Source organism: Halobacillus sp. A1-3 (genome assembly GCF_050971765.1).
In the GTDB taxonomy this organism is placed as follows: domain Bacteria; phylum Bacillota; class Bacilli; order Bacillales; family Halobacillaceae; genus Halobacillus; species Halobacillus mangrovi_B.
The window spans coordinates 64,433-77,008 of the sequence record NZ_JBPCEO010000002.1 but is presented as its reverse complement, the minus strand read 5'-3'; the positions used below and the strand labels follow the sequence as shown (position 1 = coordinate 77,008).

15 protein-coding genes are annotated in these 12,576 nt (G+C 38.8%); 11 read left to right on the top strand and 4 right to left on the bottom strand.

Going from position 1 to position 12,576, the window contains the following annotated elements:
- Nucleotides 1–57: 57 nt before the first annotated feature.
- The 3 genes from ACRYKC_RS03130 to ACRYKC_RS03120 all read left to right on the top strand — a co-directional run bounded on the left by ACRYKC_RS03130 (nt 58) and on the right by ACRYKC_RS03120 (nt 2,096).
- On the top strand, nt 58–909 hold the full coding sequence (locus tag ACRYKC_RS03130; RefSeq protein WP_433805210.1) for a patatin-like phospholipase family protein: 852 nt from the start codon (nt 58–60) through the stop codon (nt 907–909).
- 19 nt (nt 910–928) lie between these two features.
- Nucleotides 929–1,627, top strand: coding sequence for a DNA alkylation repair protein (locus ACRYKC_RS03125; protein WP_433805209.1), 699 nt, complete (start codon nt 929–931; stop codon nt 1,625–1,627).
- 67 nt (nt 1,628–1,694) lie between these two features.
- Nucleotides 1,695–2,096 carry a hypothetical protein gene (locus ACRYKC_RS03120; RefSeq protein ID WP_433805208.1) on the top strand — a complete coding sequence of 134 codons (402 nt, stop codon included), beginning with the start codon at nt 1,695–1,697 and terminating at the stop codon, nt 2,094–2,096.
- Between the two features lie 257 nt (nt 2,097–2,353).
- Here the strand turns inward: ACRYKC_RS03120 and ACRYKC_RS03115 are convergent, their stop codons facing one another.
- From ACRYKC_RS03115 to ACRYKC_RS03105, 3 genes are all read right to left on the bottom strand, one after another.
- Nucleotides 2,354–2,566 carry a hypothetical protein gene (locus ACRYKC_RS03115; protein WP_433805207.1) on the bottom strand — a complete coding sequence of 71 codons (213 nt, stop codon included), beginning with the start codon at nt 2,564–2,566 and terminating at the stop codon, nt 2,354–2,356.
- 73 nt (nt 2,567–2,639) lie between these two features.
- A complete protein-coding gene (locus ACRYKC_RS03110; RefSeq protein WP_433805206.1) occupies nt 2,640–3,107 on the bottom strand; it encodes a YkyB family protein in 468 nt (155 codons plus the stop codon).
- Between the two features lie 223 nt (nt 3,108–3,330).
- Entirely contained in the window at nt 3,331–4,185 is an 855-nt protein-coding gene (locus tag ACRYKC_RS03105; protein WP_433805205.1) for a metallophosphoesterase, read from the bottom strand.
- Between the two features lie 158 nt (nt 4,186–4,343).
- On the opposite strand from ACRYKC_RS03105, the gene fadH reads away from it, so the two are divergent.
- The 6 genes from fadH (at nt 4,344) to ACRYKC_RS03075 (ending at nt 9,605) form a co-directional block, all read left to right on the top strand.
- Nucleotides 4,344–5,111, top strand: coding sequence for a 2,4-dienoyl-CoA reductase (fadH, locus tag ACRYKC_RS03100; protein ID WP_433805204.1), 768 nt, complete (start codon nt 4,344–4,346; stop codon nt 5,109–5,111).
- Nucleotides 5,112–5,414: 303 nt separating this feature from the next.
- Nucleotides 5,415–6,989 (top strand): BCCT family transporter, encoded by a 1,575-nt coding sequence (locus tag ACRYKC_RS03095; protein WP_433805203.1) that lies wholly within the window; start codon nt 5,415–5,417, stop codon nt 6,987–6,989.
- 112 nt (nt 6,990–7,101) lie between these two features.
- Complete coding sequence (locus ACRYKC_RS03090) at nt 7,102–7,251, top strand: hypothetical protein (protein ID WP_433805202.1); 150 nt, start codon at nt 7,102–7,104, stop codon at nt 7,249–7,251.
- A 70-nt stretch (nt 7,252–7,321) separates the two neighbouring features.
- Nucleotides 7,322–7,657 (top strand): hypothetical protein, encoded by a 336-nt coding sequence (locus ACRYKC_RS03085; protein ID WP_433805201.1) that lies wholly within the window; start codon nt 7,322–7,324, stop codon nt 7,655–7,657.
- Between the two features lie 131 nt (nt 7,658–7,788).
- Nucleotides 7,789–8,598, top strand: coding sequence for a DUF2935 domain-containing protein (locus ACRYKC_RS03080; protein ID WP_433805200.1), 810 nt, complete (start codon nt 7,789–7,791; stop codon nt 8,596–8,598).
- Between the two features lie 572 nt (nt 8,599–9,170).
- Nucleotides 9,171–9,605, top strand: a complete 435-nt coding sequence (locus ACRYKC_RS03075) for a DUF5392 family protein (protein ID WP_433805199.1) — start codon at nt 9,171–9,173, stop codon at nt 9,603–9,605.
- Nucleotides 9,606–9,652: 47 nt separating this feature from the next.
- Here ACRYKC_RS03075 and trhA read toward each other — a convergent pair whose 3' ends face one another.
- Complete coding sequence (gene trhA, locus ACRYKC_RS03070) at nt 9,653–10,291, bottom strand: PAQR family membrane homeostasis protein TrhA (RefSeq protein ID WP_433805701.1); 639 nt, start codon at nt 10,289–10,291, stop codon at nt 9,653–9,655.
- A gap of 256 nt (nt 10,292–10,547) precedes the next feature.
- On the opposite strand from trhA, the gene cbpB reads away from it, so the two are divergent.
- On the top strand, nt 10,548–11,003 hold the full coding sequence (gene cbpB, locus ACRYKC_RS03065) for a cyclic-di-AMP-binding protein CbpB (RefSeq protein ID WP_433805198.1): 456 nt from the start codon (nt 10,548–10,550) through the stop codon (nt 11,001–11,003).
- 87 nt (nt 11,004–11,090) lie between these two features.
- Nucleotides 11,091–12,566 carry an MDR family MFS transporter gene (locus tag ACRYKC_RS03060; protein WP_433805196.1) on the top strand — a complete coding sequence of 492 codons (1,476 nt, stop codon included), beginning with the start codon at nt 11,091–11,093 and terminating at the stop codon, nt 12,564–12,566.
- Nucleotides 12,567–12,576 lie beyond the last annotated feature (10 nt).

Sequence of the window (12,576 nt, the reverse complement as noted above, 5' to 3'; positions counted from 1 at the left end):
CGCCACTGTTGATTTGATATAATGGAAGTACATGGCAAATAAAGGAGGAGCCTCTAGATGGAAGATGTTGGGTTAGTATTGGAAGGTGGAGGTATGCGAGGCGCATATACGGCCGGCGTACTAGAGTTTTTATTGGATGAAGATATACATATTCCTTTTGTCGCCGGAGCTTCTGCTGGAGCTTGCAATGGAAGTTCTTATGTGGCGAAGCAAAAAAAGCGAAACTACGAAGTTATCGTTGGCTATGGTGATCACCCAGAATACATATCGTATAAACGAATGTTTACTCATCGCCAACTGTTTGGAATGGATTTCATATTTGATAAACTGCCAAATCAGCTAGTTCCATTTGATTATGAATCTTTTAGCAGCCAATCGACCAAATTCGCTGTAGGAACTACTGATATGGACAGCGGGGAGCCTTTATTTATCGATCGCTTTCCCGATCGTGAAAGCCTATTAAAGGTGATTCGTGCATCCAGCTCTCTACCATTGATCGCACCAAGTATTACATATGATGGCAAGCAGTTGATGGATGGAGGTATTTCCAATCCAATTCCAATCCAGCCGTCAGTTGATCAGGGCAATCGGAAACATATTATCGTATTAACAAGAAATGACGGCTATATTAAGAAGAAAATGAAATTAAGCTGGTATTTAAACCGAAAATACCGACAGTTTCCTTATTTTGCACAAGCGCTGTTGAATCGTCATGTTCGATATAATCAGCAGCTTAAAAGGGTGAAAGAAATGGAAGAAAACGGGGAGGCATTAGTTTTAAGACCCTCTGAACCCCTTCAGGTCAGCCGTATTGAGAGGAATAAAGAGAGGCTTCACCACCTTTATATGCAAGGCTATAGCGAAGCTCAAAATCAGGCCGAGCGGTTAGTAGATTTTTTACAAAAATAAACCTTGGGAGTTGAATGTTGTGGGTGTACCTGAACAAATAAAAAATGAAATTGTACATACGTTTCAAAACCATAGAAATGAAGAAAATCGAGATGGCATGGAAGCGTATATGAAAAATCAGTTTCTGTTCTATGGAATAAAGACACCAGAGCGAAAAAAATTGTTAACTCCGATACTGAAAGAATATCAATTGCTTTCTCAAACTGATCGAATACGTACTGCATTGTTATTATTTGAGGAAGCAGCAAGAGAGTGTCAATACGCTGCTCTCGCTTTATTGGAAAAAGGCAAAAAGCGCGCTTCACGATCCGAGATTGGTATTTATAAGGAGTTACTCGTGACCAAGTCATGGTGGGATACGGTTGATATGATTGGTTCTAATCTATGTGGAGAATACTTCAAGAAATATCCCGACATGCTTAAGCCAATTACAGAAAAATGGAGGCACTCAAGGAACTTATGGGTGAGACGTTCTAGCATCTTGCATCAACTTAAATATAAAGGTCAAACAAATGAAAAGCTTCTATTTGAGACGATCGATGTTCTAAAAGATGAAAAAGAATTTTTTATTGAAAAAGCGATAGGCTGGGCGCTAAGAGAGTATAGCAAAACAAATTCTGAAGCTGTGGTGAATTATTTAGATTACACAGAGTGCCGGCCTTTGAGCCGGAGAGAAGGTTTGAAGTGGCTAAAGAATAAAGGGATGGTTCATCAATAAGAGGGTTTACACGTTCCTCCCTATGTCCATAATGGTAAGGCAAGCGGATGTATGGGAGGAAGCAATGATGAACAATTGGTTTGATTTTACCTTTTTGGATCAGACATTAGGATTACTTGATGAAGACTTATTGCAGGTGTTCAATCTAAAACCCGAATATGTTCAATTTTCATTAGTGCTTTTATTGGTGACTTCGCTAATGTGGGTTGTTCGTCCAGTCATTGAATGGATTATGTTAAATCACTGGAGTACGATGGCCAGCTATACGACAAGCGTACTTTTAGCTTTAGCTTTTCTTCAACTTGTGGATCGGTATGCGATGGTTCAGAAAGAATCAATGCTGCCGGAATATTATTGGCCTTTATGTTTATTGGCAATCAGCAGCTACGGTGTCCTATATTCGCTTTTGAAGGTAATTAAAAGAACGTGGGTTCACTTTTCTAAACGTTCCAAAAAACGAGCAGCATAATTTACTTTTTATTTGCCGCCTTATAATCAGGTGGTTTTTTTATGGAAATCTTTAAAAAAGTCTCCTTTTCCAGATCGACTATAACGTTGGAAGATGAAAAAGGGTCTACCATCGAGTTCGAAAATAGAAATCAGAGTCACAGATGCTTTGGGTGACAAAGTTGGCGTCCAAGCTTCCAAAATGATGGTTATTGATCTAGTAAAGTCATTGGTAATCATTGATAAAAATAGAAAAAGCCGCATGATCTGCGGCTTGTCTCATCTTGACTTATTCAATGATTTAAATAGCTCATCATGCCAGGCGTAGGCTTGTTTAGCCATTACTTCAGGACTTTGTTTTGTTGGTGATGCTTCTACAACGAGCTTTTTCTCATGCTCTGACAAGTGTTCATAAGATGAGCGAAGCTCGGTAGTATACTGCATGTAATCCTTTAATTGATACAGGAAATCCTCCATATGGTTCATCGACATCGTATCATCCTCCTCTATTTCTTTCATACCTTTTTCCAATAGTTATGAAACATTTAGAGGACGATAGGAATAGTTAATTCTTTTTCCTTCTTTGGTTCCACGGAGTGATATCAGTTTGTCCAAGAAAAGAAGGCTGCAGTGTGGATTGGAAGGATTGAGTCATCGGTTTAGGCTGTTCCCAGTCCAAATATCGATAGAGTGTCCGTTTCGCTTTTGAAAGAGATAGTTTAGGCTTGGGATTGCGATATGAATGATCTACCTTGCCTAGATGTTCAAGCTGATCGAAATCACTTTTATTAGCTGGAATGTGGAAGTAGAACCCACCGATTTCAATGAGGAGAGTGGAATGCTGCTGACTGAACTTGGGATGATCGGAAAAGTGGAGGCCAATTTTTTTAGCGCGGTTTTCCTCGAGAAGCTTGTCTATTGTATGCTTCTTAATGTCATACAGATGTTTGGGTTCGGGTGCTGTTTTTGCATGACGATTCACTATGAATAAGGCCTCGGCCAGTTCACGATTCGTTGTCTTCAGGTCTTTCATTAGTAAACTCCTTTCATCCATATTTATTTCTCTATTACGTCTATTTTAAACAAATTTCAAAAAAATGGTATATAGGTCAAAGTTACGCTTTTTCCATTCATTTCTAATTATGGCGGGTTTGATCCCGTTTCTGTTAGTAAATCTGCCTGTTAGATAGTGCTATCGTATCACGTTTGTAAAAGCTTTGATAAAGGTAAGGAAGGTTGTCACAAAACTGTTATAATTACTTCGATTTCAGTGTGTAAACTGAGATCTCTGGTCTGCACAAGAATCGGTACGGCATCCGTGTAGTCCCAACCCCACGGCTCACAAATAACTGCAGCCGATCACCAAGCTGATAACTTCCTTCTACATACTTCTCTGCATATGGAGGTGTAATCATATACCCATAGATAGGAAGTTGGACTTGACCTCCGTGGCTATGACCAGAAAGCTGTATATCTACCGGATAATGCTGAATTTCATCAGCAACATCAGGCTCATGTACCATAAGTAACGTGAATATATCCGGATCAACAAGATGAAGTGCTTCATCAATATTTGGTCTTCCAAGCATCACGTCATCCAATCCAGCAAGAATAAAAGATCCTTTATTGTCCCCAATTCTTGTATGGCTATTTTGAAGTAATTTGAAACCCCCAGCTTTCATCACTTCTTTAATTTTCTCCGTCCCATTCCCGCCATGGTCATGATTCCCGTATATCCAGAACTTCCCTAACGGGGAGGAAAGTTGGCTCAATAGAATGGGAAGCTCATCAGGAAAATCGTACAAATGCGGAGCATCAACTAAATCTCCGGTAAATAAGATCAAATCTGGTTTTTGATTGTTTATTTCATTTATTAATTTTTTAAACTGTTTTAAGTCATAGTGATAGCCAACATGCGTATCAGAGAACTGAAGAACTTTAACGTCATGCAAGCTAGTTGGTATTTTGACACTCTCTAACGTGAAATTCCTTATCGCAATCATCCTCGGTTCAACGTATCTTGCATAATAATAGCTGGCACCAGTTAAGCCTATAATCCCGAAAACACTACGCAAACTGTTCTTAATAAACTTGCGCCTTGTTAATTTCATATGGTGACCTCTCCTCTAAAATTCTTGGTCATTATACCACGAATTCTATGATTCAACCTTCATAACATGCCTAATAGAAAATATTTCTTTAAAAATGAACAGGAATTCATTTTTTTATGTGGAATGTAATGAGAGAGAAGAGTTAGGAGGTCATGGGAATGAAAAATCAAGTAGTCATTGTAACAGGAGGGTCCAGTGGAATGGGCCTTTATATGGCAAAACGATTCTTAGATGAAGGAGCGAAAGTTGCAATTACAGGTCGAAACATGGAGCGACTGGAAGAAGCGAAACGGCAGATCGCAGAAGGAAAAGAAGAGCAGCTGTTATTGGTTCAAATGGATGTTCGAGAAGTTGAAGATGTTACGCGAATGGTTGATGAAACGCATGAAGCTTTTGGAAGAATAGACCACCTCGTCAATAATGCAGCTGGAAATTTCATAGTGCCTGCTGAAAAGCTCTCGCCTAACGGTTGGAATTCGGTTATCAATATCGTACTGAATGGCACATTCTACTGCAGTCAGGCGGTAGGTAATTACTGGATTGAAAACAAGATTAAAGGCTCGATTTTAAATATGGTTGCTACGTACGCGTGGAATGCTGGAGCTGGGGTCATTCATTCCGCATCAGCTAAAGCAGGTGTACTAGCGATGACACGTACTCTTGCTGTTGAGTGGGGTAAAAAGTATGGCATTCGAGCGAATGCAATTGCACCCGGACCAATCGAGCGCACAGGAGGAGCAGATCGGCTGTTTGAATCAGAAGAAGCTGCAAAACGTACCTTAAGTTCAGTACCTCTTGGGAGATTGGGAACACCAGAAGAGATTGCAGGTCTTGCACGGTTTATCTTGTCTGAAGAGGCGTCATACATGAACGGAGAAGTAGTTACCCTGGATGGCGGCCAGTGGCTCAACAAATTCCCATTTTAATAGAAGGTCGACTTACTATTGAGAAGGGGCACAGTTTATCTGAAGCATTGAAGAAGTTATGTGAAATTCATTTGTTAACAAAAAACAAATAATAGAGAGGACTATATCTTGCAATAAGATATAGTCCTTTTTGGTAAGAAAAGAATTTTACCGTGATTTGTAAATAAGCCCCCTATCCTGCTATTTGAACATCGGTGTTGAACTAAAGAGTTATATTAAAATAGAAAATTTCTGTTATAAATAGACATTTATGGGGTATTAAGAGAACGCGTGGGAAACCAAAGAAAAAAAGAGGAGGATTCCATGAGAAAGAAAAACTTGATTGACTATGGAATATTTGTTCCTTCGTTAATCATTATCATCGCCATCAGTATACCGTTTACATTATATGAAGCGGAGTCACTGAAACTATTAAATTCTATATTCGATTATATTGTAGAAGTGTTCAGCTGGGGGTATCTATGGTACGGGATCATACTCGTTGCAGCAGGACTATATTTCTCTTTTTCCAAATATGGTCAAGTTGTCCTCGGTGATCCGAAAGAGAAGCCCCGATTTACACTCTTCGAATATGCATCCATTTTAATCGCCATGGGAGTTGGCTCGACCATCATGCGAACAGGCATGCTGCAGTGGACATCTGTAGCAAATGATCCACCAGCAGGAGTCGAACCTGGGTCGACAGAAGCCTTGTTATGGGGTAACGCTTATAGCATGTTTCTTTGGGGTTTCCAGGTTTTTGCTATATTCGTAATGATCGCTCCTGCAATGGGATATATTTTGCATGTCCGTAAACGTCCGTTAATGAGAATTTCTGAAGCCTGTCGTGTTATTTTTGGAGATAAACTGACAGATGGATGGGCGGGAAAAGTCCTTGATATTCTTTTCCTAGTCAGTATATTGGCTGGTGCTTCTGTTACGTTAGGACTTGGAGCTCCAATAATTACACATAATTTATCCGCACTATTAGGTATGAACGTGACATTTGGGATGACCATTATTGTCACGATTGTTTGGGTATTCTTGTTTTCACTGAGTGCATACTTAGGAATTGAAAAAGGAATCAAACGTTTAAGTACATGGAATATGTACTTGGCAGGAATATTTGCTATATTCATTCTTATCGCAGGACCAGGCGTGTTCATCTTGAATTATTTTTCAGATAGTGTTTATTTTCTATTATCTAATTACTTGAACATTTCTCTTAACACAGGTTCCGTGTACGAAGGAAAGGCTTCTCACATTCAAAGTAATACGGTTTTTTGGTATGCCTATAGTGCTACATGGGCTATGCTGCATAGTGTGTTTGCAGCCAAAATCTCAAGAGGAAGAACAATTAAAGAAATGATTCTAACGTATCTTCTTGCTCCGACGCTAATTTCGTGGATTGCAACAGGAGTACTTGGAGGATTGGGTGTGCACAGGTATTTGAATGGAGATCTTTCTGTTTTAAATTTAGTTGAAGAAAATGAAAGAATGGCGGCGATTCCTGAAATTCTATCTACTTTGCCGATTGCCGAGTTTTCCATTATTGTTTTTATGATTGTAGCGCTTATCTTTTTGACAACGACGCTTGATTCTACCACTTATACAGTAGCAGCTTATACAAGTACAAGGGACATGAGTAAATTTGAACCACCGAAAGTGCTGCGAATCGTCATTGCTGCTGTTATTACACTCATGGCATTAGTGCTGATGAGAATTGGAGGTTTGCCACCGCTTGAAGTGATTTCAGGGTTGATGGGACTGCCAATCATCATCGTGCAATTTTTACTCATTTACGCTGCGAAACGGATGATAGATGTTGATCAGGCTTGGAAAAATAATGTAAGAAGTAAGAACACAAATCTAAGAAGTAAAAGCACAAATACAGGTTAAATCTATCAGGGATAAGAGTCTTTTCTATTAAAAGGGGCAGATGTACAAGCGGTTTCTCTTTTATTTCATAGATTATTAAATGTAAGCGACGTCACTTACAAACTTTTATGAAATGAAAGGGGAATGTGCAATGACTTTAGTTGCTGTAGTAATCGCGCTTCTATTCTTGGTGGCGCTACTTGTTGCTGTGCTTTTGGGAACACCTGAACAACAGCAAATTGTTATTGATTGTATCAATGAAATTCTCGGTACAATTGGTTAATAGGTTTTTGGGGAAACGTCACTTCACTGACGTTTCCCAATTTATTTAGTGAAAAAGGAGTAAGGAAAATTTGGAGGAGAAGAAAAAATATAATGAAAAGTCAGCCGAGTCGTCCCAAAATACGGTCAATATCGATGCTCTGTTGAAATTTGCAACTTCTATGTTTAAAGATCAATCGTTTCTAGATAGAATATCAAGTAATGACGATCTCAATCTTAGTAAAAACTTGGGAAAAGTTTTCAATCAGTCTTATGAAAAATCTAATACTAAACAAATGGAAGAGCTGAAAAAAGAAGTCACTGACTTAAGAAGTGAAATCGATCAAATAAATAAACAATTGGAAGAATCCAAAAGAAAATCCAAGATCTCACAGATTATTCTAAAGTGTAAGCAGTGGTTTATCTGAGTTTTTTGGAAAATTTCCATTTATTTGGACGCCCAATGGGGAATGACCCAGGCGTCTTTTATTGTGCGAATATTTAAGTAATTAAATTTGTAATCCAAATCATATATTGATGAAGGAGGTGAAGGTAAAAGATGAAGAATTATAGGGAGAGTGCCAAATTTGAGCATTTGTTTTGGTTACAAATCCTTGGCGATCATGCACGCTTTATTCGAGATGCTTTATATCCATCGGAAGAAACGGGGATCCAAAAGGCAAAAGAATATGTAGAAGTGTTTGATCAATTCCTAAGAGCCGTCCGTAATGATGAGATGGGGGATTTACAGGAGTTTACTAATCAAGTAGGAAAAGTTGTACGTGAATTTCGCAAGTTTAAGCTGTCACTACTTGAACGCCAACTAAAGGGAAAGGTTGGTGTCCACTTATCTCCTACTTTTTTCAATCATATGGTTAATGAGCTTGAGGAGTATTTATTAGTTATCGGATTTCTTGGTAAAGGAGATATTCCTCCAATTTTTCATGAACTGCATCACCATATGCTATGGTTATTGGATGCTTCAGGCCACGCAGGTGCAATTAATGATCAGTTAGACGGTGTAGAGAAACGTCTGAAAAAGAAGAGTGAAGAGTTCATGAAGCATTTTAATCAATTTTATTTAAAATCAGTAGAACTAACCGGATATTTACGAACTAATTTGAATTCATTTCCGGCTCTTGGAAGGTTTAATAATGATGTAGAACTTGAAATGAAATTGTTTAAAACTTTTCTCAGTGAGTTAGAAGAAATGGAGTTATCAGAAACTTTGTTAGGTACATTTTCGGGATTAATGGCTGACCACATGTTTCGTGAAGAATGCTATTACCTGTATAAATTGGCTGAATCTACACAGAAGCCATACCCTGCTTGTGACCCGACACAACCAAGGACAGAGGATCCTTTTTAAACTACAATAAGATACATAGCCAACTAAACGCTCATCTATTTATGGATGGGTGTTTTTTAGGAGAAAAAGAACAGCTAAACCCTTGTTAAGGTTAGCTTAGGGTATAGCTTATTTGATGTGTTTTAGTTCACGATTCATTTTATTAGGTATATTTTTGATATGCAGGTAAAAGCGAACTTATATAACTATATTGGTGAGAATAGCGACCGAAAAAAACATTAGTATGTTCTTCAAATGCAGCGGCATCCAGCCAAAGCTTAATGATAATATAAAATAAAGAATGGTGACAGTGGTAAAATGGAGAATAAGTTTGTAACGGGAAATTTAATGACTTGATTTCAAAGTAGGGTGAGAAACCGTGAAGAGCCAGGCGCAAAGAATATAACCTGCTAAAATTAATCTTCTATTTAAAATGCAGGTTCAAAATTTTTTTCATATGTCTATTGGATAAGAGGCAACTAATTAAGTGCTATAAAATATAAAAGCCGATCTGTATATTATAGTATAGATCGCTTTTTTTATGGGTAATGTTGATAAATGAGGGCTATTAGTTTAAAGAAAGTTGGGAGCACATGAAATCTAAACATAAACATTTACCTGCTTATATTGTAGATGAATTTAAAGAACTGGATAGGGTCACCAAACCGATCTTTAGGAAAATGAGACGGTACGCCTTACTATCTTTCATTGCCATACCTGTTTCTTTGATTAATATACTCAGTTTATTTTTGGCTCAAAAAACAGACCAGATTTACATTCTGCCACTCTTGTTATTTAGCATCATAGGGGCGTTTGGTCTTGCGCTTCAAAAAGAAGTTAAATTTCTATATCAAGATATTCAAGCCACAAGTGTTCAATTTATTAAGGAACGAATACAGAAAACTGAAGTCATGCATGAACATAAGAGAAAAAGTTACATGGAATCGGTTGTTAAGGAACCCTTTTCATCCATAAACCTTTTTGCGGAATTTTTGGAAGAAGAGCGACGTCTGAAAACAAACAAGTAATTGCCTTTTTAAAAAAACGCTCAGACGAATGTCTGAGCGTTTCTTCATTAAGTGATGTAAAAGAAGATGGAGAAGAAATGGAGAATTGATCCTCCAAGAACAAACAAGTGCCAGACCATGTGATGATAGGTAAAGCTTCGCCAAACGTAAAAGACTGCACCTATGGAGTACATTACGCCACCGACAACTAGGTAAGTAATGCCGGCCGCTGGAACTTCTGCAGTCAATGGCCCCCATGCCAGGATAATTAGCCAGCCCATCAGCACGTAAAAAATGGTAGATAGGATAACGAATTTTTTTACAAAAAATACTTTAAATATGATCCCAAGTATCGCCATTCCCCAGACGATACCAAAAAGTGTCCATCCAAGAGTGCTTCTTAGTGGGACGAGTAAAATCGGAGTGTAGGTTCCAGCTATAAATAAGTAAATGGCTGAATGGTCGAAAATTTCAAAGAGATCTTTGGCTTTTCCTGGGGGGAAACTATGAACGAGCGTCGAAGATACATAAAGTAAAAGCATGGTGATTCCATAAATTGTTACAGAGACTAAGTGCCAGGCATTCCCTTCAATACTTGCGAAAACAATTAAGAGGACGAGCATCGCTAAGCTTAAAACAGCACCGATGCCGTGCGTGATTGCATTCGCGATTTCTTCACGTTTTGAAAATGTATGAGTTGTCATAATTCTTTTTCAGCTCCAATATCGTTGGATTGTTACCATTATACGCCTTTAAAAAAACTTATCAAAGAGAAAATGTATTTTACAGGTTTATCCATTTGGGTGCTCGGGGTAAAGAATAGGGCTAAAGAGTTTGTAAGGAGAGGTTTGTCGGAATTTGCAGGTCGATATGTGTTTCGATGTATGTTAAACTATTCATGGTTCACAAGAGCGTCTCTAACTGCTCCTTCAGTTGCTCGATATAAAGGAGTGAAAGATTACTATGGTAAGTTTAGAAAAAGAAAGATTGGAATTAGAAATTCCTCAGGTATCGGATATTATGATACCTTCTGAAAAAGTAGCCCACGTACAAGTAGGAAATCCTTTGGAACACGCTTTGCTTGTCCTTGTTAAGTCTGGATACTCAGCTGTTCCGGTTCTTGACCCTACGTATAAATTTCAAGGGGTTATCAGCAAAACAAAAATTTTAGAAGAAACATTGGGTATTGAAGACTTTGAACTTAATCGTCTGTCGGAAATTCAAGTTAAAGAAATTATGGACACAGATGTACCTTGTCTAAATTTGGACGACAATATGATCGATGCACTGCATAAATTGATTGATTTTCCTTTTGTTTGTGTTACGAATGAGGATGGAGAATTTGATGGAATCGTAACTCGCCGAACGATTTTGAAGCAGTTTAGTAAGCATTATCACGAAACACTGAAACATCTATAAAACTACAACCACTAAAGAATAAACCTATGTTAGAATAGATGGCATCATCATGATGCCATCTATTTTTTTGGATGAAGGGGAAAATGTATGGAAGATCGTTACATAAAAAATCGCGGTTATATATTAGCTGCGATCATGCTTGCTATGTTTTTAGCGGCGATAGAGGCGACCATCGTCTCTACAGCGATGCCGAGCATCGTTTCAGACTTAGGCGGTTTCAGTCTATATAGCTGGGTATTTTCAGCTTATTTACTGACGAATGCAGCAACGGTATTGTTGTTTGGCCGGCTCTCTGATATCTTCGGACGTAAACCCATATTCCTTACTGGAATTAGTTTGTTTCTTGTAGGAGCTATTCTATCTGCCATGGCTCCATCCATGAAGGTACTTATCGGGGCAAGGTTAATTCAAGGCCTGGGGGCAGGTGCCTTGATGCCTATTGCAACAACCATCGTGGGAGACATTTATACAAAGGAAGAGCGCGCAAAGATTCAAGGCTACCTTGCAAGTGTCTGGGGAATCTCTGCAGTAACAGGACCAGCGCTTGGTGGTTTTTTTGTTGATATTTTAAGCTGGCACTATGTGTTTTGGATGAACATTCCTCTTGGTCTCCTTGCCATGATAGGAATTATTTACTTTTTTGATGAGAAAGTCATTAAAGAAAGGCGCTCGGTGGATGTAGCTGGTTCAATTTGGGTGGTTCTGACAGTTAGTTCGATCATGGTTGTTCTTGTTGAAGGTGGAGTCAGAATAGCATGGGTTTCCTTTCCGATGCTGATTTTACTCACTGTTGCAGTGGTAGGATTTCTCTTATTCATGCAGCAGGAACGGAAAGCCCAGGAACCAATGATGCCTTTTCATATATGGTCGATTCCATCGATACGTTACGCTAACCTTACTTCATTAACAACAGGGATGATCCTTATCGGTGTATCAAGTTATCTCCCTGCTTTTGTTCAGGGTGTGATGGAACAGCCAGCTATAGTTGCTGGATTTACCTTAACTACGATGTCGATCGGCTGGCCGATAGCCTCTACTTCCGCAGGTCATCTTTTATTAAAGATAGGATTTAGATCGACCTCTATCCTTGGCGGGATTTCATTAATTATCGGGGGAATTCTCTTTTCCATGTTAAGTCCTGAAAAAGGACCGTGGTTTGCTGCATCTGGATCTCTCTTTATTGGTATTGGGATGGGGCTCTCATCCACTTCGTTTATCGTATCGATCCAGAATAGTGTGGGATGGAAAACACGTGGAATTGCCACCGCAACAAATATGTTCATGCGTACAATCGGGAGTGCGATCGGTGCAGCTCTTTTAGGAGGGATTCTAAACGGACGAATCAAGGCGAATATTGAAGCTTCCAGTCTGCCTGATTCCTACACAGTCGATTCCACGAATGAGCTGCTCAAGGAAGCAGATAGAGAAGCACTTGGCTCAAAAGCTCTTAATATATTACAGGAAGCCTTAGCCAGCGGGCTGCATATGGTATATATAGGTTTGTTAGTCTTAGCGATTATAAGTTTCTTATTAATCCTGAAATTACCTAAACAAGAAGATTGAAAATAGTCTT

Bases quoted from the DNA above. Each gene is read 5' to 3' on its own strand.
- ACRYKC_RS03080 (WP_433805200.1), top strand. From the start codon at position 7,789: ATGAAGAATTATAGGGAGAGTGCCAAATTTGAGCATTTGTTTTGGTTA.
- ACRYKC_RS03120 (WP_433805208.1), top strand. From the start codon at position 1,695: ATGAACAATTGGTTTGATTTTACCTTTTTGGATCAGACATTAGGATTA.
- ACRYKC_RS03110 (WP_433805206.1), bottom strand. From the start codon at position 3,107: ATGAAAGACCTGAAGACAACGAATCGTGAACTGGCCGAGGCCTTATTC.
- ACRYKC_RS03130 (WP_433805210.1), top strand. From the start codon at position 58: ATGGAAGATGTTGGGTTAGTATTGGAAGGTGGAGGTATGCGAGGCGCA.
- ACRYKC_RS03090 (WP_433805202.1), top strand. From the start codon at position 7,102: ATGAAAGGGGAATGTGCAATGACTTTAGTTGCTGTAGTAATCGCGCTT.
- ACRYKC_RS03075 (WP_433805199.1), top strand. From the start codon at position 9,171: ATGAAATCTAAACATAAACATTTACCTGCTTATATTGTAGATGAATTT.
- fadH (WP_433805204.1), top strand. From the start codon at position 4,344: ATGAAAAATCAAGTAGTCATTGTAACAGGAGGGTCCAGTGGAATGGGC.
- ACRYKC_RS03095 (WP_433805203.1), top strand. From the start codon at position 5,415: ATGAGAAAGAAAAACTTGATTGACTATGGAATATTTGTTCCTTCGTTA.
- cbpB (WP_433805198.1), top strand. From the start codon at position 10,548: ATGGTAAGTTTAGAAAAAGAAAGATTGGAATTAGAAATTCCTCAGGTA.
- ACRYKC_RS03105 (WP_433805205.1), bottom strand. From the start codon at position 4,185: ATGAAATTAACAAGGCGCAAGTTTATTAAGAACAGTTTGCGTAGTGTT.
- ACRYKC_RS03060 (WP_433805196.1), top strand. From the start codon at position 11,091: ATGGAAGATCGTTACATAAAAAATCGCGGTTATATATTAGCTGCGATC.
- ACRYKC_RS03115 (WP_433805207.1), bottom strand. From the start codon at position 2,566: ATGTCGATGAACCATATGGAGGATTTCCTGTATCAATTAAAGGATTAC.